The sequence below is a fragment of the Bradyrhizobium cedriense genome, assembly GCF_054602315.1.
On sequence record NZ_JBTSWB010000004.1, the window covers coordinates 318,323 to 342,704 of the forward strand.

The window sequence follows — 24,382 nt, forward strand, 5'->3', positions numbered from 1 at the left end:
GGCATCACCCCGCAAGCCTTGGGAAGCCGTGAACGAGCAGGAGGCCGAGCAAGCTTTGCCCGGCAGTGTAGTGATAGAACAGGCGGAAATTATCGAACACGACGCGCCGTTCGGTATCGAGACGACCGGCGACGCTCCGGGCGACGGCAAACGCTGCCATCGCGAGGACCGGAAGTGTCAGCTGCGTTTGCAGGAATGCTGCCATATAGACCATGGCGCCATGAGCATCGGTGTCCGGTCGCAATCCTGTTCGCCAATGACCGGACACATCGAAGACAAGCGCCGCAACCAACGCAGCGCTGGACAGAGCGGTCAATAGTTCGAAGGCGCGGCCGTGTCGCGCCTCGTCCGGCAGCAGGCGTTTCGCCGTGATGACGCAAGTCGATCCGAGGACAAGGAGAGTGACGCTGACAGCCGGCCATAGCAGCGGCGCCAGCGCATTTGGTTTCGGCCAGACCTGCGGCGAGATCGTCCAGAGATAAAGATAGGAGAAAACGTAAGCCAGGTAGAGCGAGCCCGAGACCAGCATCAGAACGATCATCGCCCACCATGAATGCGATAATGATCCGGTCGCATAGGTCGGCAGCGTCAGGCCTCCGCCGATATCGACGGGGGCGAGCGACTTCGGGTCACTTCCCCACATCCAGAAGAGGATCATCGCGACGGCAAGTAGGCCACAGGCAAAAGCGAGAGCGACGGCTTTGGCCGTGAGCAGCATGAAGAAGGCCGCGGTGAAGACCGCTGCCAGGAAAGGCGTCCAGCCGGGTCCCGGCAGCCGCAGGATATATTGCGGCGTGCCTTCGATCGGTGAGGTGACGATCGTCTCGCGCCGGCCGGTGACCGAGCCCGGCAGATAGAACCGGCCGGCATCGACTTGTTCGGACAGCTTCGGCTGATCCCAGAGCGGATCGGCGCTGGTCACGATGGGAATGCTGCGTGGACCATAGGCTCTATTGGGAAGCCACTCCAGCGAGGCGCTGTTCCAGACGTTGCCGGCCGTTTCCGCCGCAGACGGGCGCAGGTTACGAATGAGGTCCGCCAAAAGCAGAGCTACTCCGGCGGCGAACACAAAGGCGCCGACGGTGGAGATGACGTTCAGCACGTCCCATCCCATGACAGATGGATAAGTGTAGACACGCCGCGGCATGCCCATCAGGCCGGTGAAATGCATGGGAAAGAATGCGATGTTGAAGCCGGAAAACATCATCCAGAACACCCATCGGCCGAGCCGATCCGACAATGCTCGGCGGCTGAACGCCGGCGCCCAATAGTAGAGCGCGGCGAACAATGGAAACACCATCCCACCGACCAGCACGTAGTGGAAATGCGCGACGACAAAGTAGGTGTCATGAGCCTGCCAGTCGAACGGAACCATAGCCACCATCACGCCGGTGAGGCCGCCGAGCGTGAAGATGAAGAGGAAGCCAAGAACGAAGAGCGACGGCGGTGCCAGGCGCAACCTACCGGCGGCAATGGTAGCGATCCATGCAAACACCTGAATGCCGCTCGGCAGCGACACCGCCATGCTGGCGGCCGAGAAGAAGCTCAACGACAGGGCTGGAATGCCCGTCGTGAACATGTGGTGGACCCAGAGGCCGAAGCTGAAGAAGCCCGTTGCGATCAATGCCACGACCACCAGCCGGTATCCGACGAGTGGAGTGCCGGACATCGTCGGCACAATCATCGACACCATGCCAGCCGCTGGCAGGAAGATGATATAGACCTCAGGATGGCCGAAGAACCAGAACAGGTGCTGCCATAGCAATGCGTCGCCGCCCTTCGCAGCCACGAAGAATGGCCATCCAAAAGCGCGTTCGAGTTCGAGCAGCAGCGTCGCGAGGATTACGGCAGGAAATGCGAAAACGATCATGCCGGCGAAGATCAGCATTGTCCATGCGAACATCGGCATCTTGTCGAGGGTCATGCCAGGCGCGCGGGTGCGCAGAACGCCGACGATGATCTCGACGGCACCGGCAATCGCCGAAATCTCGATGAAGCCGATTCCAAGCAGCCAGAAGTCTGCGCCCATGCCTGGCGAGAACTGCGCGCTGGTCAGCGGCGGATACATGAACCACCCGCCGGACGGGGCGACGTCGAAGAACAGCGTGCCAAAGAAGATCAGCCCGCCGACGAAATACGCCCAGAACGCGAAGGCACCAAGGCGCGGGAATGGCTGGTCGCGGGCGCCGAGCATTTGCGGCAAGAGCAGGATGCCCATCGCCTCGACGACGGGCACGGCGAACAGGAACATCATCACCGTGCCGTGCATTGTGAATATCTGGTTGTAGGTCTCCTGGCTCAGGAACGTGTTGTTCGGCACCGCGAGTTGCAGCCGCATCAGCAGGGCCAGAATGCCGGCGAGCAGGAAGAACAGCATCGCCGTGCCGACATAGAAATAGCCGATCACGGTGTTGTTGACGTCGGTTACGATGCGCCACGACTTTGGCGACGCCCAGATCGCCTCGAGCGCTGCATCTTCCCCGTGAGGCCGCGGAAGCGTGTTCGGAAAATGCGCGGCGGTGTCAGCCATCTTGGTCTTTCACCTTGAGCGTCAGCAGATAGGCGGACAGTGCGTCCACGTCCGACGGTTTCAGGATACGAAACTCGGGCATCAGATTGCCGGGTTTGACGTGCTGGCCGCCCGTGACGAAGCGCACCAGGTTGGCGTGGTTCAGCGGCAGCGTGTCGATCCCGACCGAACGCCGCGAGCCGATATGCGTGAGATCCGGCCCGATGGTGCCGGCAGCCGGGGTGCCGCGCACCGTGTGGCAGGCGCCGCAACCCGAGGCGAGGAACAGCAATTGCCCGCGCCTGTGATCTTCCGATTGAGGCGGAAGTGGCGGTGCGGCGGCGCGGCTGAGCCATGCGGCGTATTCGGCGGGGGGCATCGCGATCACTTCGAAGGCCATCAACGCATGCGATCCGCCGCAGTATTCAGCGCACTGGCCCCGATAAATGCCCGGCAGCCGGGCGGTGACCCGCAGGCTCGTGGTGCGGCCGGGGATCATGTCGATCTTTCCGGCGAGACTCGGCACCCAGAAACTGTGGATCACATCGTTCGCCTTCAGCCGGAAATCGACGGGAATGCCGACGGGAACGCGGACCTCATTCGCGCTCGCGATCGGCTTTCCATTAGAGCCGGAATAGTTGACCCGCCACCACCATTGCTCGCCGACGACTTCGATCACCGCGCCGCTCGGGTCACGGGTGAGATCGAGGTGGGACCGCATTACCCAGACGCCATACCCGAGCAAGAGTGCCAACGTGAGGGTCGGGAACACGATGCCGAGCAGGATGACGGTGTTCTCCTTGGCCAGCCATCCGCGCGCTCGCTCCGGTCCCGCCACGGCGAGCCATAGCGCGGCGATGACGATGGCCAGCACGGCGGCGCCCAGGCCGAACAGCAGCCACGCCAATGTGGCGATCTGTTCGGCTTGCACGCCTTGCGGAGCTAGCACCGATTGCCTGTCCGGACCGCACCCGCCGAGCAAGATCGAGAGAGCGATGACGCCGCCGCATGATCCCGCGCGCGTCATTGGTGTGTTCTCCTCTCGGCCGCGATCGAGCCGAAATAAGCCGAGACGTCCTCGATCTGGCGCTCGTCGAGGGCGCGCGCGATCGGCGCCATGATCGCATCGCTGCTCGTGCGCGCGTTCAGCCCTCCTTTCCAGAGCTTCAGCCGGTTGACCATGTAGGCCACATTCTGGCCCCGCAGGCGCGGATAGGCCGCGAGCGATGAGTTGTTGTGACACTCCATGCAGGCCGGAATGCGTGCAGCCGGATCGCCGCTTGTGGCAAGGCGGCGTCCGCGCTCGACAGCGCGCTGATCAGGCGGCGTGCCCGGCGTGTCCGGCGCGGACAGTCCCGCATAATAGCGCGCGACCCGCGCCCGGTCGTCGGGGGACAGGTCGCTCGCGAGCGGCTGCATAATGCCGCTCTGACGACGCGCATGCGCGTAATCGTCCATGGCGGTCAGCAGGAAATCCAGCGGCTGACCGTGCAGCACGGGCACGAGCTTGCTGGTCGGACCGCGTCCGGCCTCACCGTGGCATCGCGCGCACGCGCTCACGGCGCCGGAGGTGTCCTCTGCGGTGGCGATCTGACGTCCGCTTTGCTCGGGGACCGACAGACCGCCCAGTGCCAAGTCGCGATAGGCAGCGGCGTCCAGCGTTGGCAGACGTTTGAGAAATGCGACAAGAGCCCAAACCTCATCGTCGCGTCCGGCGGCAACCCAGGCCGGCATTCCCGTGTATTTGAGGCCGTGTTTGACGATCCAGAACAGGTCCTGTTCGCGCCATTCTTCGTTCAGCTTCGACAGATCCGGCGGCGACGGCAGCATGCTCTGCGCGATCGGGCTGATCGGCACCCCGGGCGCTCCGTGACAGAAGGCGCAGCCGTTCTGGAAATGGGCGGCGCCGAGGATCACGAGCTCCTTGCTGTCGAGCGGCGGAACCTCGATGCCAATTGAGTGGGTCCTCACCGAGTTGCGCATGCCGAAAGTGAGAAGGGAGTTGGTGATCTCCCAGTGACCGCGACTGGCGGCGACGTTGTAGACACCGGACCACGCGAACAGAAAGCCGCCGAGCGCGATCGAGAGCGCGCCCACGAGAACGAGTCTACTCACATATGTCAGTCGAAACGGCAAATTCATCCGGCTGGTGCGTTCTGATGTGCAGGGTTCCCCGGCGAATGCTGGGGGGCAATCAGTTGAACAGTGATGATGACCGCCGCAATCAGATAGCTGAGCGGACAAGCCGTGATCATGAAAAGGCCGGCCAACTGCTGATCTTCCAGCGCACCGGCTGCGGACGTTCCTGCCGCATGCCCAAGATGAGCGGCAGATGTGTAGAGCGTCCTTGGTGCGAAGATCAGCAGGGCCGCAAGAAGACAGGCCAGCTTGCCCGTCAGAAGCAATGCCAGAACGGCCTGCCAACGCGCGTTCGATGAAATCGTCAGCAAGGCGAGCCAGAAGGTCAATGCGGCGACCAAGAGCGTCCCCTGGGCGAGCCAAGTGAGCAAGGTCGAATGGGTCACTACAATATGGACGGCCGGAGCGTGCCACGTCCAGAAAGCCATCATCTGGATCAGCCAAGCAGTCCAAAGGAGGGACGCAGTCGTCTTGATGGGTCTCGAAAGCAGATAGCGAGAGACAGCGAGGGCAGCGAGACCAGGTGCCACCACGTTCATGGTGGCGATATGCAGCATCATATGCGTGGAAAGGTGCCCAAGGTCGTAGACCAGGAGGATGATCATTCCTGCGCCGAAAACCACCGCAGCACTTACGAGGGCGGATCTGTGCAGCGATGCCTTGATGCCTGTCGGCAAATTGACACGCAACGTCGAGCCTCAGTTGGTTCGGGTATCTCAAACTAACGTACGAGGCTCGGAAATCAATGCACCCACCCTCACAAGTAGCGAGGTGCCCGTATGAGAAAACCAAGCGAGGACGGCCTTTTTAGGGAACCTTTTCCCCCGCGCAATCCGATCGCCGCTGCGTCAAACAAAAACGTACGAGCTAATGAGGACCAGGCGCTCGTCCGGCGATTGCCTGCTGATCCGCCATTCGTCCGAGGTGTGGGCACACGAGTGGCGCTCCCCAAGACGGATCAAACAGGGCTAGCATTCTAATTCTCAAAAAATTGTATCTTGGTGGCTCTACGACGGGATTGGAACTACGTCGCGGACCGAGGTGTCGGATTCGCAAAAAGCGGCTCTCCCGCCGGATTCAAATTCCCAATGTCAGCTGCGGCTCCGCGTCGTCCCCGAGCTGGAGCGACGACAGCGAGACCCCGAGCAGCCTGACGGGCTTGGGCAGCGGCATTTCGATCTCGAGCAGGCCGCAGGCCAGCCGTTCCAGATCGCCGGGGCTCGCAACCGGCGCTGCGACGGACCTGCTGCGCGTGATGATTTCGAAATCGTCGAACTTGATCTTCAAGGTGACGGTGCGGCCCCGGCTGCCGGTCGCCTCGCAATGGCGCCAGACCTTGTCGACCAGAGGCTTGAGCTGGGCGGCCAGCGCGTCGAGCTCGGTGAGGTCGGTCGAGAACGTGGTCTCCGCGCCGATCGACTTGCGGATGCGGTTGGCGCGGACCGGCCTTTCATCGACGCCGCGCGAGATCCAGTAATAATACGCGCCCGACTTGCCGAAGTTCGCGTTCATGAACGCGAGCGTCTGGTTGCGGATGTCCAGGCCGGTGAACATGCCAAGCGCATTCATCTTTGCGCTGGTCGCCGGGCCAATGCCATGGAACTTGCCGACCGGAAGCGTCTCGACGAAGGCCGGTCCCATCTCCGGCGAGATCACGAACTGACCGTTGGGCTTGCGATGATCGGATGCAAGCTTGGCCAGAAACTTGTTGTAGGAGATGCCCGCCGAAGCGTTGAGGCCGGTCTCGGCCTTGATCTTCTCGCGGATCCGTAGCGCGACGTCGCGTGCCAGCGTGATGCCTTGCAGATTTTCGGTCACGTCGAGATAGGCCTCGTCGAGCGACAGCGGCTCGATGATGGGCGTGTGCTCGGCAAAGATGTCGCGGATCTGCCTGGAGATCGCCTTATAGATCTCGAAGCGCGGCTTGACGAAGATCAGATCGGGACATTGCCGCTTCGCCGTCACCGATGGCATGGCAGAGCGAACGCCGAACTTTCGGGCCTCATAGCTGGCAGCGGCGACGACGCCGCGCTCCGCAGAACCTCCGACCGCAACCGGCTTGCCGCGCAGCTCCGGATTGTCGCGCTGCTCCACCGACGCATAGAAGGCATCCATGTCGATATGGATGATCTTGCGGACGGGCGAGGCTTCGCCGGTCGCCGTGTCGGATTCGCTCATGAAAAGATGATACAATCGGGCGAAGTGAAGCGCGAGGTGATGGATGCTCCAGTTGTTGGTCTTCGTGGCGGGTGTGGTCGGCATCGGCTGGCTGATCGGAGCGACCAATCTCCCGGGAGAGTGGTATGCCGGCCTTGCCAAACCGGGCTTCGTTCCGCCGAACTGGGCGTTCCCGATCGCGTGGACCATTCTTTACATCATGATCGCCATTGCAGGTTGGCGGACCTTCCGCCGTGACCCCGGAGGCAAGGCGATGCTGGCCTGGGTTGCCCAAATGGCTCTCAACTTCGCCTGGTCTCCTGTCATGTTCACGATGCACCAGATCGGCGCTGCCCTCGTCATCCTCACTGGCCTGTTCGTCGCGATCATGACCTATATCGGTCTGGAGATGTCACGAGACAGGCTGGCCGCCGCATTGTTCGTGCCTTACGCCGCCTGGGTCGCGTTCGCCGGCATGCTCAATGCGGCCATCTGGCGTTTGAATTGAGACGTTCAGTTTCAATCGAGTTCAAAGAGCAGTCTCAGGCTTGTGAGTGGCAGGCATGGGCACGCGACCTAATATAGGTGCGCGGAGGACAGCCCATGCAATACAGCTCCGAGCTCATTCAGACCATGCGCCACGCACTCGAGACCGTGATGACGAGCGTGCCGGCTCATCAATCGGTGTTCGGCCTGAAAGCGGCCGTCGCCGAATGCATCCTGAAGGCCGCCGCGCACGGCCAGACGTCATATGACGGACTGGTGGCGTCCGCCTCAAACCAGGTCCAGGCGATCATAGCGATGCTGACGTGAGTGCCGGCTGGGAAGCGGCTGGCAGCGCTGGCGCACCCGACACGATTCGAACGTGTGACCTTTGCCTTCGGAGGGCAAGGGTTGTAGGTTTTCCTTGATTTCCCGTTCATGGGTTGATATTACTTTCTGCAACAAAACCCGTGTCTTATAGGCTTTCTTGAGGGTCTTCTTGGTTCCCGAGATTTGCCCCGGTTTCCCGCCAACTGCTTACCCTCTGCTTACCCATGCCCAAGATCACCAAACGCATTGCCGATGCAGCTACCGCTGCGGGCGGCGACCTTTTCCTGTGGGACGATGAACTTCCCGGTTTTGGTTTGAGGGTCAAGAAAAGCGGGGTCAAGTCCTTCGTCGTCCAATATCGAAACGCCAACAACCGAAGCCGGCGCCTCACCTTGGGACGGTATGGGGTGCTGACCGCAGAAGAGGGCCGCAAAGCAGCCAAGCTCGCCCTAGCGGAGGTCGTGAAGGGGGCTGATCCAGCAGAAACTCGTAAGCTCGCCCGTGGCGCTATGACCATTGAGGAGCTTTGTCAGGAGTATATGGAGAAGGCCGAGCGGGGACTAATACTAACGCGCCGTGGCGTGACGAAGAGCGCTGCGACCGTCTACAGCGACAAGGGCCGGGTCGTGCGGCACATCGTGCCCCTCATTGGGAACCGCACCGTCGCGGACTTCACGGCTGCTGATGCCGGTCGCTTCATGCGCGACGTAATGAGCGGGAAATCCGCCGCCGACGTCAAAACGAAAGAGCGGGGACGAGCGATCGTCACTGGTGGTAACGGTACGGCTGCTCGGACGATGGGGCTTCTTGGTGGCATCTTCAGCTACGCAGTCCGCGAGGGATATCGATCTGACAACCCTGTCAACGGCATCATTCGACCAAAAGATGGAACTCGCGAGTGGCGTTTGGACGACGCCGGGTATCGCAAGCTCGGCAAATGTCTCGCGACGGCGGAGGCAAACGGAGAGCACTGGCAACGAGTGCTGGCGAGTCGCGCGGCTGCTATGACCGGCTGTCGCCTTGATGAAGTAGAAGGCCTCCTCAAGACCGAAGTCGATGCGGTTGGAATGGCCCTCAGGTTAGGCAAGACGAAGACCGGCAAGAGCGTCCGGCCCGTGGGCTCGGCAGTGATCGCAGTCTTAAAGAAGGCCATGGCGAGGTCCCAGTCGAAGTTCGTCTTTCCTGCGATAACGAACAGCAGCAAGCACCACACGGGCTTGACTCGTTGGCTTCAGAAGATATCGGCAGAGGATGTTCCTGGCATCACCTGCCACGGCTTGCGCCATTCCTTTAGCTCTACGGCGGAGGACCTCGGTTTCTCGATCCCGACGATCAAGGCCCTGGTTGGCCACTCCAGGGCGAGTGTGACGGAAGGTTATATTCACCTGATCGATACCGCTCTCCTCGCGGCAGCCGATCGTGTCGCCAGGCACATCGATGACGCCATGGCAGGAAAGAAACAAAGCAAGGTAGGTCAAACTCGCAAGACCTGATCAATCGGCGCGGCTAGGGTAGCTCCCGAAAAGCTGGTCCGCACCAGCCTGCCGCGTCGTCACTTTGCGGCGGCTCTGCGGAGGGCCCTTGAAGAAGCCAATAAAATTCGAACCGGCGCCGGGTACCAAGCCTAAGGGTGCGTCTTATCGTCCAGATTCAGCAAGGTTCGATCCAGGAAAGGTGGCTTTCTGGACCTATCCGATGGTCATAGCTTGGATATCTTGGCGCGACTTGGATGCCGTCCGCACGTTTTGGGATGAGTATCGAAAGTTCTGTTGGGACCATGTGCCCAGAACCGCCAACGGCGTGACGATCTTCGACATGAAGCACTGGGAGCCCGCGAACATTCGCGTAATGGGGGCGTTCGTGAGGCGGGCTTCGTGGGCGGCATCAGACAGCGCGGCATCTGACGCTCCTAAGGCGCCGTCAGTGCCCCTTGGAGATGCAATACAGTCCGTTCGTGCCGCCGCTAGTGAGGGCAAGGTGTCGGCGATAGCGCTCGATCTTGAAGGCAACGAGGTCAAAATCGAAGCGTACAGCTGGTCACGTCTGGAGGTCAGGAACTCCGATAAATGGTTCGAACTGCCGATCTACGTCGGCGACAGGCGAAGGTACACCGACGCGCGATTTCCTCGCGATGAAGTCATGGCAGTGTGGCCTACGCAGAATCCGGCTGTTGAAACGCAAGCGATCGCAGAATCTGAAATCAACCTAAGATCCAGCCCGGGCAAGAAGAAGGGGCAGGGCTCTTACGCGGCTCTCGACGAGCCTCTCCTCGACGAGATGGCAGCGCTTCTCAAGAACCTAAGCGTGGCATCTCCGGAAGAGGCTGCAAAGAGGGTGGCCACCCGAGCCCATGGCGCTGGGACAATCGAAAGCAAGGTCGAGCGTCTAGCTAAACGGTTTCGCAAGAGAACGTCCCAAAACAGTGCGTGATAATTCGATCGGAAACGATCGGAAGCACTCGGCATCAATCGGGCGACTGAGCTATGGCGCCAAGATAAACCCTCGATCGCGGAATTGGTCCGCGATTGGAAAGGGTCTGATGAACACCAAGATCGAAATTCAAGACGAACGTCACCTTCGCCGAACGGAGGCAGCGAAGTACATCTTAGAGACCTACAACATCCCGTGCTCCCCCAAGACGCTCGCAAAGTTGGCGTGCGTCAGCTCAGATGGGCCACCCTTCAGGCGAGCCGGCCGCATCCCCTTGTATCCGGTTTCGGGCCTCGATGCCTGGGCTCGGGGCAAGATCGGCCCGCTGGTACGCTCGACGTCGGAGGTTCGGCGATGAGCAGCTATCCGAACATGCCGGGTTACAAGACCCCCGGGGCCAGCCAGGAAGCCGCGATCGCCGTACGCGGCCGAGCGCGGGTTCTGCGCAAGCAGATCGTCGCCTACCTGAAGTCCCAGTACCCCAAGGGCCGCACCGCGGATGAGATCGCGGAGCACTTCGGGCTCAGCCTGTTGCCAGTCCGGCCCCGTCTGGCCGAGGCGCACTACGCGAGAGAGGTGGAGCAGACGGGAGAGCGCCGCCTCAGCAGAGCGGGACGGCGTGTCAACTGCTGGCGAGCGGTGTTGACTGAGGAGGAGAAGGGTAGCCGACATGGATGATCAGGCGTTCGATTTCGACGAGCGAGCCGATTTCGGCGACCGGATCGGCGATGACGAAGTTGAGGCGGAAGAGCAATCTCTGACGCTCGACACGATCTGCGTCAGCAAGTTCGCCAAGCTGAAGTTGCCGCCGCGGAAGAACGTGCTCGATCCGATCCTGCCGGAACGAGGTCTGGCCATGCTGTTCGCTGGGCGAGGCATCGGGAAAACCCATGTCGCGCTCGGTATCGCTTACGCCGTGAGCTGCGGTGGCGAGTTTCTGCGCTGGCGAGCGGACAGGGCGTGCAACGTGCTGTACGTCGATGGAGAGATGCCTCAGGAGGCCTTGCAAGACCGTCTGCTAGGAACGATGAAAGGAGGGCGCCAACCACCGGTTGGCGCATTCCGCCTCCTGTGCATGGACCGGCAGCCGTTGGGGACGTCCCTCAATCTGGCCGATCCGAAGCAGCAAGAGGCCATCAATTCGCATCTGGACGGTGTGGAATTTTTGGTTCTGGACAACTTGTCGACCCTCGTAAACGGTGGCGCGGAGAACGACGCCGAGTCCTGGATCTCGATGCAGGCCTGGCTGCTCCAGTTGCGGCGACGCGGGGTCACCGTCTTGGTCGTGCATCACGCCGGCCGAGGCGGCAATGCGCGTGGCACGTCCAAACGGGAGGACGTGCTCGACACCGTGATCCAGCTCAAGCACCCGGAAGACTATGATCCCGGCGAAGGGGCACGCTTCGAGGTGCACCTGACCAAAGCGCGCGGGGTGTTGGGCGAAGATGCCCTGCCGTTCGAGGCGAAGCTCGAACTGGACGAGGACGGGGCGGCCCGTTGGGTCTGCACCGATCTCAAGAGTGAAGACTCGGAGGACGTGCAGAAGGTGCTGGAGCTGTCGGAAGCGGGTAAGAGCACCCGCGAGATCGGCAAGGAGCTGTCGATGAGCAAGTCCAGGGTTGACCGGCTGTTGAAGAAGGCCAAGCGCGCGAAGAAAGCCAAGCCGGCGGAGCCAAACGACTAGCCACCGCTGTCCCGCTGTCCCGCTGCCTTAGGGTGTGGGACAGCGGGACACCTGCTTGACGGTAGTGCAAATTTCCTCGAATTTCCTTGAATTACCTCGGCCGTTGAAGTCTATGAAAGACCTATGGTTTCTCGGGAATCGCGAAAAAAAATAAATCCGCTTTTATGGAGGGCGCAAGTTCGGCCGCATTTACATCAGCGGTCCTTTCGGGATTCCGGGCGGGCGGGGGCAAGATGAACGCCGTTGAAATTGAAGAAGCCATATCGATCCTGGCCGAGCAGCAGCCGTTCAACGGCGGCGAGTTCCCGTTCGCCTTCTTGCAAGCGTTCGGCAATAAGGAAACGACGATCAAGAAGCTGCGGGCGGGAGCGTCGAATAGCTCCGACCTAGGCGGCGTCCTGCAACGGAACCACATTCACATAGCCGTCTGCGCCCCGGGCGCAGTCACGAAGGCCTTGGCCGCGCTGAAGGCCAGCCCGGCCACGGCGAAGGCGAAGGCGCGTTTCATCCTTGCGACCGACGGCGCGGACTTCGAGGCCGAGGATTTGGACACGGGCGAAACCGTCGCCTGTGCTTATGTCGATTTTCCCGACCATTTCGGCTTCTTCCTGCCGCTTGCGGGCATCACCACCGTCAAGCAGGTCCGCGAAAGCTCGTTCGACATCCGCGCCACCAGCCGCATGAACCGGCTCTATGTCGAGCTTCTGAAAGACAACCCCGATTGGGGCACCGCCGAGCGCCGCCACGATATGAACCATTTCATGGCGCGGCTAATCTTCTGCTTCTTCGCCGAGCGCACCGACATCTTCCACGGCAGCGGCCTATTCACCGACACCATTGCTCGGATGAGCGCCAAGGACTCGTCCGACACCCACGAGGTGATCGGCGAATTGTTCCGCTCCATGAACACCAAGCGGGGCGAGCGAGCGAGCGCCGGCATTCCCCGATGGGCCGACGACTTTCCCTATGTGAATGGCGAACTGTTCGCCGGCAGTGTGGAGACACCGCGATTCAGCAAGATAGCCCGTGCCTATCTTTTGCATATCGGCAGTCTCGACTGGACGAAGATCAATCCGGACATCTTCGGATCGATGATCCAGGCCGTCGCGGAGGACGAGGAGCGCGGCGCGCTCGGCATGCACTACACGTCCGTGCCGAACATCCTGAAAGTCCTCAATCCGTTGTTTCTCGACGATCTGCGCGCCCGGCTTGCGGAAGCAGACGACAATCCCCGCAAGCTGCTGAACCTCCGCAATCGCATGGCGAAGATCAGGGTCTTCGATCCGGCGTGCGGTTCTGGCAACTTCCTTGTCATCGCCTACAAGGCCATGCGGGAGATTGAGGCCGAGATCAACAGGAGGCGCGGTGAGGCCGACCTGCGCTCGGAAATCCCGCTGACCAACTTTCGGGGCATCGAATTGCGCGACTTCCCCGCCGAGGTCGCACGGCTGGCGCTTATCATCGCGGAGTTTCAGTGTGACGTGCTCTATCGTGGCCAGAAGGAGGCCTTGCAGGACTTTCTGCCACTGGACGCGCAGAATTGGATTACCTGCGGCAATGCTCTGCGGCTTGACTGGCTGAGCATCTGCCCGCCGACAGGGACGGGCGTGAAGTTGCACGGCGACGATTTTTTTTCGACCCCGTTGGATCAGGCGCAGATCGACTTCGAGAACGATGGCGGGGAAACCTACATCTGTGGAAATCCCCCTTACCTTGGCAGCAAGTGGCAGACGCAAGAACAAAAGGCAGAATTGAGCGCAATCTTCGATAGTCGGACGACCGGTTGGAAGTCATTAGATTACGTAGCCGGCTGGTTTATGAAGGCCGCTGACTACGGCAATCGGACCGATGCGGTTGCGGCATTCGTTGCTACCAACTCGATTTGCCAAGGACTCCAAGTTCCCATCCTTTGGCCATTGGTGTTCGCCACGGGTCACCAGGTTGCTTTCGCCCATACTTCGTTCCGGTGGTCAAATCTGGCCAGCAACAAGGCTGGCGTCACGGTCGTTATTGTTGGGATCGCACGAAAACCGGGAGCAGTCAGGCGCCTGATTTCCATCGCAGACGACGGGGCGGTGGTCGAGCAAGGTGTCGGATACATCAATGCGTATCTCGTCTCTGGTCCGAACCTTTTCGTTGAACAAATGCGCAGTCCACTTTCTGTTGTTTCTCCAATGCTATTTGGGAACATGCCAAGGGATGGCGGTCATTTCATTCTTAATAGTGGCGAGCGCGAACGCCTCTTGATCCAATATCCGGAGTTAAATCGCTTCATCCGACCGTACTTTGGATCCGAGGAAATGATCCAGGGCAAACTAAGATGGTGTTTTTGGATCGAGGATCGTGATGCCGCAGCCGCAGATGGGCACCCGTACTTGAAAGAGGTCCTGCGTAGTATCCGGGCAGTTCGGGAGGAGAGTAGCGCAGCGTCCACCCGGGACTTCGCTTCGAAGCCTCACAGGTTTGTACAAATTGCGGGGACCGCAAAGAGTTGCACGCTGGCGGTGGCAAAGGTCTCGTCAGAGAGGCGGCCATACATACCGGTCGACTTATTACGAGGCGAAGCCATCGCCAGCGACCTATTGTTCGCGCTCTACGACGCCGAGCTATGGAACATGGCGATTGTGGCTTCGCGCCTGCATCTCGTTTGGATTGCCACGATTTGCGGTAAGCTCGAGACTCGATATCGCTACTCCAATACTCTCGGCTGGAACACCTTTCCAGTCCCGACGCTCACGGAGAAGAACAAGTCAGACCTCACCCGCTGCGCCGAGGACATCCTGCTGGCGCGCGAGGTGCATTTCCCCGCGACCATCGCGGACCTTTACGACCCAGACAACATGCCTGCCAATCTGCGCGCTGCGCACGAACGCAACGACGAAGTGTTGGAGCGCATTTACGTCGGCCGCCGCTTCCGTAACGACACGGAACGGCTGGAAAAGTTGTTCGACCTTTACACCAAGATGATTGCGTCGCGAGGGGCGCCGGCGAAGAAGAAAAAGGCGAGGGCAAGCGCGTGACCGAGGACAAGAAAGCCATCCCTTCCGTTTCGGTTTCCTATGCCCGCAACGGTTCATCGACCAAGGCCAACGCACTCGGCATGCGGCCGATGCAGGAGCGGGCCTATGAACGGCGGGGCGAACAATATCTGCTCATCAAGTCGCCGCCGGCGTCCGGCAAGAGCCGGGCGCTCATGTTCATCGCGCTCGACAAGCTCGCCAATCAGGGTCTCAAGCAGGCCATTATCGTGGTGCCGGAAAAATCCATCGGCGCGAGCTTCCATGACGAGCCGTTGACCAAATACGGCTTTTCGGCCGATTGGATCGTTGCACCCAAATGGAACCTCTGCGACGCGCCTGGCTCGGACAACGGTGGCAAGGTCAATTCCCTCGGTGCGTTCCTCGACAGCGACGATAAGGTTCTGGTCTGCACCCACGCGACCTTCCGCTTCGCCGTGGATAAGTTCGGGGTTGAGAAGTTCGACAATCGGCTGATCGCGGTGGACGAGTTTCATCACGTTTCCGCCGACCCGGAGAGCAAGCTCGGCCAGCATCTCGGCGCGTTCATTGCCCGCGACAAGGTGCATATCGTCGCCATGACAGGCTCATACTTTCGGGGCGACGCTGTGCCGGTGCTTGCTCCGCAGGACGAGGCCAAGTTCGATGCCGTCACCTATACCTACTACGAACAACTCAACGGCTACGAATATCTCAAGCAACTCGACATCGGCTATTTCTTCTATTCCGGTTCCTATGCCGACGACATTCTCGCCGTACTCAACCCGACTGAGAAAACCATCATCCACATCCCGAGCGTCAATTCGCGCGAGAGCACGAAGGACAAGATCAAGGAGGTGGAGCATATCATTGAGGCTCTAGGCGACTGGCAGGGGACCGACCCTGTCACCGGCTTTCAACGGGTCAAGACGCCCGATGGTCTGATGCTTCGCATCGCCGATCTGGTCGATGATGACGCCGGCAGGCGCGACAAAGTTTCCGCCGCACTGAAAGACCCCACGCAGAAGAACAACCGAGACCATGTGGGCATCATCATCGCGCTTGGTATGGCGAAGGAAGGCTTTGACTGGATTTGGTGCGAGCACGCGCTGACGGTCGGCTATCGGTCGAGCCTCACCGAGATCGTGCAGATCATCGGCCGCGCGACCCGCGACGCGCCGGGCAAGTCCCGCGCCCGCTTCACCAACCTCATCGCTGAGCCGGACGCTTCTGAGGAAGCCGTCACCGAGGCCGTTAACGACACGCTGAAAGCCATCGCCGCAAGCCTGCTGATGGAGCAAGTGCTTGCGCCTCGCTTCAACTTCACTCCGAAAAATCCACAGAGCGGCCCGGTTGAAGGCTTCGACTATGGAGAAGGCGGCTACGATCCGAGCAAGGGCAACGTCGGCTTTAACGAGCAGACCGGGCAGTTCCATATCGAGATCAAGGGCCTTGCTGAACCCAAGAGCAAGGAAGCCACGCGCATCTGCACTGAGGATCTGAACGAAGTCATCGCCGCCTTCGTTCAGGACAAAACCAGCATAGAGCGCGGGCTGTTCGACGAGGAACTGATCCCCGAGGAGCTTACCCAGGTGCGCATGGGGAAGATCATCAAGGACAAGTATCCCGAACTTGACGAGGAAGATCAGGAAGCTGTGCGTCAGCACGCGATCGCCGCGCTTAACGTAACTCAGCAGGCCAAGCAAATCGCGCTTGGGGGCGAAAACGATACTGAGCCAAAAGCCAATATGGCCCTGATCGACGGCGTGCGGAAATTTGCCCTAAGTGTAACCGAACTTGATGTCGACCTTATCGACCGCATCAACCCGTTCGGCGAGGCCTACGCCATACTGGCCAAGACCATGAATGAGGCGAGTCTGAAGCAGGTGGCGGCGGCGATTGCGGCCAAGCGCACGAGTCTGACGCCGGAGGACGCCAAGGAGCTTGCCGTCCGGGCGTCGCGGTTCAAGAAGGAGCGAGGTCGGCTACCCTCCATCGACGCGCAGGATCCCTGGGAAAGACGCATGGCCGAAGGAGCCATGGCGTTCATGCGCTTCAAGAAGGAGGGCCGCTATGACGGATGACCTCGATCTTGACGAACTGGCGGCGGACCTCGCCGACTTCGCCCCGCAGGACAAGAAGGGCGGTCGTAGTCCACGCGAGGAACGTATCATTGCGGGCTTTGAGGAGATCCAGCGCTTCGCCGAGGCCCACGGCCGCGCGCCAGCGCATGGCGAGAGCAACGACATATTCGAGAGGCTTTATGCCGTGCGCCTCGATCGGTTGCGCGGGCTGGAAGATTGCCGTTCGCTTCTCGCCCCGCTCGACAAGCAGGGCCTCTTGGCGGTCGCAGTAACGCCTGCCACCGAGTCGGTCGAACCGATAGATGACGATGAATTGCTTGCCGAACTGGAGGGCATGGGTGGCGCGTCCGACATTACGGAGCTTCGCCATGTGCGTACCGCCGCCGACAAGCGTGCGGCTGAGGAGATTGCCAACCGTGAGCCCTGCTCGGATTTTGAGAAGTTTAAATCGCTGTTCATCGATGTGCAGCGGGATCTTAACACAGGGACGCGGACAACTCGGCCCTTTGTGAAGGATGCAGGGCTCCTGAAAGCGGACATAGTGGAGGGGCAGTTCTTCATTCTTGGCGGCCAAATCGCCTACGTCGCTGAGGTCGGCGAAACGTTCAAAGCGCCCAATGGGGAATCTGACGCTCGACTGCGTGTCATCTATTCCAACGCGACGGAGAGCAACCTGCTGCGCCGTTCGCTCCAGCGCGCGCTTTACAAGGATGAGACTGGGCGTCGCATCACAGATCCCGCGGCGGGACCGCTATTTGCAAGCGAGAGCGAGGATGGCGATCTTGCCAGCGGCACGATCTACGTACTGCGTAGCAAATCGGACCATCCGACCGTCGCTGCCCACCGTGATGTGCTGCACAAGATAGGCGTCACGGGCGGCGCGGTTGAGGCACGTATAGGCGACGCGAAGAACGACGCGACCTTCCTTTTGGCCGACGTAGAGGTCGTCGCCACCTACAAGCTATCCAATATCAATCGGACAAAGCTCGAAAACCTCATCCATCGCATCTTTGATCCTGCGCGGCTCGACATCGAGATCAAGGATCGGTTCGGTCATCCAGTGATTCCCCGAGAATGGTTTCTCGTGCCTCTCTTCGTCATTAACGAAGCTGTTGACCGGATCAGAGACGGCACGATCACCGAATACCTTTACCACCCGAGAATTGCGGCATTGGTACGGGCAGGCGAGACCAAGGGGGGTGACCACCGTGAACGAGATCAACCACGAAAAACGTAACCGGCTCATCAAGTCGCGCACACCAAGTAAAGCAGGAGAAGGCAGCGTGGCCGGGGCAGCCGTCCCGGGCGAGCGGGAGAGGGACTTAGCGAGGCTGGCGAAGATCAAGAACCGCCGCCACCCGACGAAGCGCTCGACGCCTCCCGGTAAGCGAGCGGCGGCTCGTCGCAAGCTGCTCAAGAAGAGACGAAAGAGTTAGCGCGGCACCTGCGATCGATGCCGTGGAATGTGATCGTAGCAAGAGCCGGAAGAAGTCGCGCAGTCGAACGCGATTTGAGACAACATCAAAGTTTGGAAGGCTGAGGGGATGGTTGATTCGTTCGATGAAAAGGCATTGACTGAAGCGTTCAACGGGCCGTTTCGCGCTTACTTGAACGAGCCATGGGCAGTGGAGTGGCGGCAGAGATACGCCGCTCATGTCGAGCTGGTGAAGAGTGCGGACGAGGCGCAATGGCTCGATCCCGCATTCCAGCGCAGGCTCTGGGATGAGAATCCGATCTCCAATATCGGGCCGGGTACTTCGGTCACGGTGGAAGGTGCATATTCCGACGTTGCGATCTCGCGTGAGCTTCTTCAGTTCCGAGACGCGCCGATCGGCAGCGATCTCGCCGAGCGCGGGAAGAGGCTACAGGACATGTTCGACCATGTTCTGGCCAGGGTTCATCCGGCTCACGCCAAGCGCCGGCCCAAGGCGCGCCTCGTCCGGCTGATGGCCGCGATGTTTCCGCGCGACATGACCTGTCTGATGGACGCCAACAGGGTATGGGCCACGCAACGCCTGATCGGCGCGCCGCGACTGGTCGGTGACTTCATCGCTCAGCATCCGGCGCTCCGTCAGCGGATCCGCGATGCGGTGGGGAGTGCACCGGATATCGCCGGTGAGGTCGACCAGTCGATATTTGCATGGTTTCTGTGGAGCAAATATTTGAACCGTCCCGACGAGGGGGCAGTTACGGTGGAGGCGGCCCAAGCAGAAGCAAGCGACATACCGCCATTGTCGCTGTTGCCGGTGACCGCGCAACGGCGAAGCCTGGCCTGCATGAAAGGGGCCGTCGGCATGTTCGTGGCCGTTGTTCGGGAAGCCGAGAATGGGATTGCACGGGAAGACCTCGCCAGCGTGATTCTGTCGGAAGCGCCGCAGCTCAATACGAACAGCGCGAGCCAGGTGATTTGGCAGGCCGGGGGCGGACTGGGACTCATTCATCTAGTCGATGGCGCGTATCGGCCGACGCAACGCGGCCTCGAATTGCTGTCCGCGAACGAGCCGGCGGACGTGCTGCGCGCGCCGCTGGTCGGCCGTGTCTTCGGCATGGGGCAGCTGCTGCTTCAACTGTCGCGGCACCCGGAGGGCATGGGGGCTACTGATGCGGCCAAATGGCTGCAATCGCTGGTGCCGACCTGGACCACGACGATGCCGGGGTCGCATATCATCGCGTGGGCCAGAGTCACCAGTCTTGTGAGAGCCGAAACTGTCCAGGGCATCAACCGTCTCTATCTGACGGATGACGGCCAGGAATACGTATCCGCCCTGCCGCGGGATTTCGAGGAGCGCTGGAGAATCAACGCTTCGGCCGTGGAGTTGGATGAAGGGGCTCCCGAAATCCTCGTGGAAGAGACCGGCTCCGGTACTTCCTATATGGTTGAGAACATCATCGACGAAGGCTGCTTCCTGGAGCGCGAAACGCTCGAACAGGCGATTGACCTGCTGAAGACGAAGAAGAATCTGGTTCTGCAGGGACCTCCGGGAACCGGCAAGACCTGGCTCGCGAAACGCCTGGGATACGCGCTGATCGGCGAAAAGGACACATCGCGGCTGATGGCGGTGCAATTCCAGCCCTCGCTGTCCTACGAGGATTTCGTCCGCGGCTACCGCCCGAACGGCACCACCGGCCTGCAACTTGTCGATGGCGCCTTCCTGGAAGCCGTTGCGGCGGCGAGGGCGGAGCCGGGGCGGCCGTATGTTCTCGTGATCGAGGAGATCAACCGGGGAAACCCTGCGCAGATCTTCGGCGAGTTGCTCACCTTGCTAGAAGCCGACAAGCGTAGAGAGAGCGAAGCGCTCCGGCTGGCCTATCCGCGGACGCTGACCGAACGGGTCCATGTGCCGCCGAATCTCCACGTCATCGGGACGATGAATCTCGCCGACCGCTCGCTGGCGCTGGTCGATCTCGCGCTGCGGCGCCGCTTCGCATTCGTGAATCTCAATCCCAATTTCGGAGCTGCCTGGCAGCAATACTGCAAGGCCCGGGGCGCTCCAGATGAGCTGGTGCAGGCCGTAAGGCGGGCGATCGTTGCGTTGAACGAGATCATTGCAGCGGACCAGTCGCTCGGTGCTCAATTCAGTGTCGGCCATAGCTTTCTCACGCCGGCTGAGAACATGGATGCCGCGCGATGGAAGACATGGATCGGCAATGTGATCCTGACCGAGATCAAACCGCTGCTGCTGGAATATTGGTACGATGCAAGGGAGAAGGCGGAAGACCATGTCAAGACACTGCAGGCCTGCCTGTAGGGGCGGATGCAGATGTCCGATCAGGTCTGGCGCAGCGAAAAAGGCATTCCGATTCGGAACCTCTGGCTGTTGCTTGTCTATGCGTCCGGCCTCGCCAACTTCGAGAGCCAGTGCGCGGTAGGCACGGACGATGATATTGAGTTGGCCGATATTCTGGGTCGCCTGCTGGTGAGGTTGGTCAAGCGGCGGCTGAGGACCAATCTGTCGCGAGGTTATCAGCGCAGGGAAGCAATCATTCCGCGGGTCAGGGGGCGGGTGGACTGGTTGCAGACGCTCTCCCGCCAACATCTGCAGCGCGGGCGCCTTGCATGCCGGTTTGAGGAGCTGTCGTTCGACACGCCGCGAAACCGGTTGGTGCGCTGCGCGCTGATTGCGATCGCCGGACGGATTGGGGATCGTGCCGTCGCCGCCGATTGCCGCCGACTCAGTGACGACCTCGGACGGCTGGGCATTGCGGCGTCCCGACCAACCCGACAGGACATGTCCGCAGACACCATCGGAAGCCATCAATCCGAAGACCGCTTCATGGTCAGCGCTGCCAGGCTCGTGTTCGAGATGCTGCTGCCGAACGAAGCGCCCGGTGACATGAAACTGTCGCGGCTCAGGCGGGACGAGATCACCCTACGAAAGATCTTCGAGAAGGCGGTCACGGGGTTCTATCGGCATCATTTGCGTGCCGCCGATGGCTGGTCCGTGCGGGAGCAGAATTATCAGAGCTGGCAACTGGAGCCAGGCCGGTCCGGCGACGTAGCTCTGCTTCCGGGAATGAAGCCCGACATTATCCTGGACAGAGGGCAGGACCGCAGGATCGTCATCGATACCAAGTTCACCAGTATTCTTGCGAAAGGTATTGCCGACAAGGACAAGCTCAAGAGCGCCAACATCTATCAGATCTACGCTTATCTTCACTCCCAAGGCGGGCGCGGACCCCTGTGCGACAGGGCGGAAGGCGTGCTGCTCTATCCCGCGCTCGACCATGATGTGGATGAGACATTCACAATCCAGGGCCATGCTATCCGGTTCGTCACAGTCGATTTGGCTCTCAAACCTTCCGACATCCTGGATCGGCTCCACTCGATCGCTCAGGAAGGTCACTGAGCGCGCGTCAGAATTTGGAACGACTCATCAAGGTTACTTCCCAAGGCAGCAAAATCCAATAAAGCCCACATAGTCGGCTTCGGCGCGCCTGTTCCGGGGAACGGGAGAGGGATTTGTCGAGGCTGACGAAGATCAAGAATCGGCGCCATCCGACGAAGCGCTCGACTCCTCCCGGCAAGCGAGCCACGGCTCGTCGCAAGCTGCTCAAGCGAGGATGCGGAAAGGAATAACGCCGCGTCCGTAATCAAGGCGCGGAGCGCGATGTAACAAGTGGTGGTCAGCGTACATGAAGGCCGCACCGTCTCGGCTCGTGAAATGAGGGGATCAGCTAACCTTCTCTCAATTGGAAGTCCCGAAACGCTTTCTCGAAGGAGGCACGAAGGCGCTGTGGCCTGCCTTTCGGATCGTCGGGCATCACCCCGGTCTCCCAATCCTTTTGGTGATGCGCAAAAAGTCGTTGAACGCTGTTCGACTCGCTAACGGCAACGAAATAGCAAGCGCGGTAGGTGTGCTTGACCTCGGAGACCAAGCCCAAATAGGAGCGCGCGAGCCCAACACCCATGCTGCTCTGCACGTAGAATTTGCATTCAGCCGATAGAAGCAACTGAGTGCTCTTGGGATGGACCTCTTCAGCTCTACAGGTAGCAGCAGCATCGGCATATAAAACTGCGACGTCGCATTCGTGGATGACTTTTGATTTCCCCGAAACAAAGATTCCGATATGAGCTTCCAAGGCCGGGCAACCAGGAAATGCTATGAGGGCGTGAGTATAGGGTTGGATCGTCGAGAAGATTCGGCCTGGGGAAGTCCGGAAGACGAAATTTGAAGTCACCAGTGAGCCGTTCACATCGTAGAAGGTGACGGTCGCTCCCTCTGCTCGCGCCGCTTCGATGATCAGTGACCAAATATATAGCTCGTACAGGTCTGCACCCTTGGACGGAGAAGTCAGCAAGGGAGAGACTGTGTCCTTTATCGACTGCTCGATGGATGCGATGAGGTTCGGGTCAAGCGCCATCATCGACCTCGTGTGTCAACGCCTGAAGGTGCTCATCCAGGACGATGGCGGCCGACGAAATACGGGGTCTTTGATCGGCGGGCAACCTGGTCGAACTGGTATCCGCATCGGACACAAAAGAGAATGTGGCTCTGTTGGCCGCTTCCAACGTGTTGGCAACTTCTGGAAGAATCTTTCCCGAGGAGACGACGATTGCTCGAAGCGCCGTGATAGCGACGCTAAGTTTCTCCTTTGAGGTTAACGGCCGAACGTGGGTAAATTCCGTCTTTCGTTTCCTCGTCTTGGCGACGACAGGACCCTCGACGAGGGGCCCCTCTACGTACTCTTGCACCGATAAGATCTTCGTGCTCGCTCTACCTTCTGCGGCCTCGCCAGCAATCTGGTCTGCAAGCCATGACAAACCAGAATCCCGCAAGGTAGAGTTGATCCGAAGAAAAGCCTCGTCAGCCTCGTCTTCTGTCATGTTCCCCCGAACCAATGCATTGAACGTATTGTTATAATTTTCAATACGGAACAACCTGAACGAGAAAGTCAATTAGCAAGACGGATAGTGCTGTCCATCATGACCTCGAAGTGCCGGCGGCCGGAGATGGCAAAGGAAGGCCCACAGGTGCCCTGCTGGCCGCGCTGCGGATGGTCATTCCGCAGAGTCGATGGCCTAGATTTCGCGCAGCGAGATGTCGCCGAGTTTGAATGCGTAGGTTCGCGTCTCGTCGACCGCGCGGAGAAACCCGTCGGTTGGATCAAGGATGAGGTCCAACGTCAGCGTCGTAGGATACTTGTCAGGTTTTGCCGAGACCTCGTCACGAATGGCTTTTTCCCAACCGCGCACCATCTTCACGATTTGGGTGAATGCCAACATCACCTTCACGGAATGCTTCTTGTTCCCCGTCAAACCGCCGCCGGCGCCCATGTTGATCGTCCCATCAGGCCGGGTTGTGAAGGCGTTGATCTGCTTCTGACGTAGCGTCTTGATATCCTGCTCAGTCGGCTCCCACGCGGTCAGGGCATTCTTGTCCGCGACCTTCGGCAAAAGGTCAGGCCATTCTAGGTGGACGATATCCAGCAGGTCGCGATCCTCAAACGAGCTATGATCGCCGATTGCGATGCAGTAGAGGTCCGTATCCGTGACCATGGCGAATAGGAGAGGCGGGGTTCGTTCTTGAAAGCCGGGCTTCGTCGGGTGCGGCCCAACGCCCATATGGAAGTGCTGGAAACCCCAGTCGTTCAGAAGCAGGTCGTTGAACGCGGACCGCTCCAGGAGCGTGCTCTGATACGGCCGCAGGTCCCCTCCGGTCTCACTTACCTGGATGAGCTGATCGTATCCGGCCTGCAAGCTTGCAGGCACCGAGAGCGTGCTGGACTGATGGGTGGTACGCTTCGCCACAGGGACGCGGCGGTTCAGAACATTCAAATAGCGGCACAGCGCGTCATCGTCGCTCTCGCCCGGGACGTCCTGGTAGCCAGCAGTCCGCAGGCGCAAGCGCCCCATATCGCAGTAGTCATGGAAAAGGTTCATATCAATCGTATTCGTCATGCTGCCACCGTCGTTTGCGACAGGGCGTGATTTATGGATCGGTTGGAAAACTTTCAATGCGCAGGACTTGGACGGAGGACAAAGGCGAAGAACGTTGCGGCGGCGATCGCGCAAGCGTCGCGCTCGGGACGAAATGGCTCTTTTTATAGCTCGCTAGTAGGAGGGCCTTTG

General features: G+C 60.2%; 20 protein-coding genes and 1 tRNA gene. 12 read left to right on the forward strand and 9 right to left on the reverse strand.

The window, feature by feature from the left end; all coding sequences use genetic code 11:
• Window positions 1-4: 4 nt before the first annotated feature.
• The 5 genes from ctaD to dinB all read right to left on the reverse strand — a co-directional run bounded on the left by ctaD (window position 5) and on the right by dinB (window position 6,826).
• A complete protein-coding gene (gene ctaD / locus ACYCVF_RS18220) occupies window positions 5-2,530 on the reverse strand; it encodes a cytochrome c oxidase subunit I (RefSeq protein WP_459598568.1) in 2,526 nt (841 codons plus the stop codon).
• Window positions 2,523-3,536 carry a cytochrome c oxidase subunit II gene (coxB, locus tag ACYCVF_RS18225; RefSeq protein ID WP_459606572.1) on the reverse strand — a complete coding sequence of 338 codons (1,014 nt, stop codon included), beginning with the start codon at window positions 3,534-3,536 and terminating at the stop codon, window positions 2,523-2,525. The genes ctaD and coxB overlap by 8 nt, the downstream gene beginning before the upstream one ends.
• Window positions 3,533-4,606, reverse strand: a complete 1,074-nt coding sequence (locus ACYCVF_RS18230; protein WP_459598572.1) for a c-type cytochrome — start codon at window positions 4,604-4,606, stop codon at window positions 3,533-3,535. The genes coxB and ACYCVF_RS18230 overlap by 4 nt, the downstream gene beginning before the upstream one ends.
• Window positions 4,607-4,647: 41 nt before the next feature.
• Window positions 4,648-5,337, reverse strand: a complete 690-nt coding sequence (locus ACYCVF_RS18235) for a cytochrome c oxidase assembly protein (protein ID WP_459606573.1) — start codon at window positions 5,335-5,337, stop codon at window positions 4,648-4,650.
• Between the two features lie 388 nt (window positions 5,338-5,725).
• A complete protein-coding gene (gene dinB / locus ACYCVF_RS18240; RefSeq protein WP_459598576.1) occupies window positions 5,726-6,826 on the reverse strand; it encodes a DNA polymerase IV in 1,101 nt (366 codons plus the stop codon).
• A 43-nt stretch (window positions 6,827-6,869) separates the two neighbouring features.
• Here dinB and ACYCVF_RS18245 point away from each other — a divergent pair, with 43 nt between their 5' ends.
• Together ACYCVF_RS18245 and ACYCVF_RS18250 are read left to right on the forward strand one after the other, a co-directional pair.
• Entirely contained in the window at window positions 6,870-7,313 is a 444-nt protein-coding gene (locus tag ACYCVF_RS18245) for a TspO/MBR family protein (RefSeq protein WP_459598578.1), read from the forward strand.
• A 95-nt stretch (window positions 7,314-7,408) separates the two neighbouring features.
• The gene (locus ACYCVF_RS18250; RefSeq protein WP_459598580.1) at window positions 7,409-7,618 is read left to right on the forward strand and encodes a hypothetical protein; all 210 of its coding nucleotides are present in this window, start codon (window positions 7,409-7,411) and stop codon (window positions 7,616-7,618) included.
• Window positions 7,619-7,646: 28 nt separating this feature from the next.
• Here the strand turns inward: ACYCVF_RS18250 and ACYCVF_RS18255 are convergent.
• A tRNA-Arg gene (locus ACYCVF_RS18255) sits at window positions 7,647-7,836 on the reverse strand.
• 6 nt (window positions 7,837-7,842) lie between these two features.
• Here ACYCVF_RS18255 and ACYCVF_RS18260 point away from each other — a divergent pair.
• From ACYCVF_RS18260 to mcrC, 10 genes are all read left to right on the forward strand, one after another.
• Window positions 7,843-9,111 carry a tyrosine-type recombinase/integrase gene (locus ACYCVF_RS18260; RefSeq protein ID WP_459606574.1) on the forward strand — a complete coding sequence of 423 codons (1,269 nt, stop codon included), beginning with the start codon at window positions 7,843-7,845 and terminating at the stop codon, window positions 9,109-9,111.
• Window positions 9,112-9,199: 88 nt separating this feature from the next.
• A complete protein-coding gene (locus tag ACYCVF_RS18265; RefSeq protein ID WP_459606575.1) occupies window positions 9,200-10,048 on the forward strand; it encodes a hypothetical protein in 849 nt (282 codons plus the stop codon).
• Between the two features lie 354 nt (window positions 10,049-10,402).
• The gene (locus ACYCVF_RS18270) at window positions 10,403-10,726 is read left to right on the forward strand and encodes a hypothetical protein (protein WP_459606576.1); all 324 of its coding nucleotides are present in this window, start codon (window positions 10,403-10,405) and stop codon (window positions 10,724-10,726) included.
• Window positions 10,719-11,732, forward strand: coding sequence for an AAA family ATPase (locus ACYCVF_RS18275; RefSeq protein WP_459606577.1), 1,014 nt, complete (start codon window positions 10,719-10,721; stop codon window positions 11,730-11,732). The genes ACYCVF_RS18270 and ACYCVF_RS18275 overlap by 8 nt, the downstream gene beginning before the upstream one ends.
• Before the next feature lie 233 nt (window positions 11,733-11,965).
• Window positions 11,966-14,752 carry a class I SAM-dependent DNA methyltransferase gene (locus ACYCVF_RS18280; protein ID WP_459606578.1) on the forward strand — a complete coding sequence of 929 codons (2,787 nt, stop codon included), beginning with the start codon at window positions 11,966-11,968 and terminating at the stop codon, window positions 14,750-14,752.
• An 80-nt stretch (window positions 14,753-14,832) separates the two neighbouring features.
• The gene (locus tag ACYCVF_RS18285; protein WP_459606607.1) at window positions 14,833-16,812 is read left to right on the forward strand and encodes a DEAD/DEAH box helicase; all 1,980 of its coding nucleotides are present in this window, start codon (window positions 14,833-14,835) and stop codon (window positions 16,810-16,812) included.
• On the forward strand, window positions 16,802-18,049 hold the full coding sequence (locus ACYCVF_RS18290) for a GIY-YIG nuclease family protein (RefSeq protein ID WP_459606579.1): 1,248 nt from the start codon (window positions 16,802-16,804) through the stop codon (window positions 18,047-18,049). Before ACYCVF_RS18285 ends, ACYCVF_RS18290 begins: the two co-directional genes overlap by 11 nt.
• Complete coding sequence (locus ACYCVF_RS18295; RefSeq protein ID WP_459606580.1) at window positions 18,021-18,248, forward strand: hypothetical protein; 228 nt, start codon at window positions 18,021-18,023, stop codon at window positions 18,246-18,248. Before ACYCVF_RS18290 ends, ACYCVF_RS18295 begins: the two co-directional genes overlap by 29 nt.
• Before the next feature lie 108 nt (window positions 18,249-18,356).
• The gene (locus ACYCVF_RS18300; RefSeq protein ID WP_459606581.1) at window positions 18,357-20,561 is read left to right on the forward strand and encodes an McrB family protein; all 2,205 of its coding nucleotides are present in this window, start codon (window positions 18,357-18,359) and stop codon (window positions 20,559-20,561) included.
• Between the two features lie 12 nt (window positions 20,562-20,573).
• A complete protein-coding gene (gene mcrC, locus ACYCVF_RS18305) occupies window positions 20,574-21,659 on the forward strand; it encodes a 5-methylcytosine-specific restriction endonuclease system specificity protein McrC (protein WP_459606582.1) in 1,086 nt (361 codons plus the stop codon).
• Window positions 21,660-21,987: 328 nt separating this feature from the next.
• On the opposite strand, the gene ACYCVF_RS18310 is transcribed toward mcrC, so the two are convergent.
• The 3 genes from ACYCVF_RS18310 to ACYCVF_RS18320 form a co-directional block, all read right to left on the reverse strand.
• A complete protein-coding gene (locus ACYCVF_RS18310; RefSeq protein ID WP_459606583.1) occupies window positions 21,988-22,677 on the reverse strand; it encodes a hypothetical protein in 690 nt (229 codons plus the stop codon).
• Window positions 22,664-23,137 carry a hypothetical protein gene (locus ACYCVF_RS18315; RefSeq protein ID WP_459606584.1) on the reverse strand — a complete coding sequence of 158 codons (474 nt, stop codon included), beginning with the start codon at window positions 23,135-23,137 and terminating at the stop codon, window positions 22,664-22,666. Before ACYCVF_RS18315 ends, ACYCVF_RS18310 begins: the two co-directional genes overlap by 14 nt.
• Window positions 23,138-23,332: 195 nt before the next feature.
• On the reverse strand, window positions 23,333-24,211 hold the full coding sequence (locus ACYCVF_RS18320; protein WP_459606585.1) for a hypothetical protein: 879 nt from the start codon (window positions 24,209-24,211) through the stop codon (window positions 23,333-23,335).
• Between the last annotated feature and the right edge of the window lie 171 nt (window positions 24,212-24,382).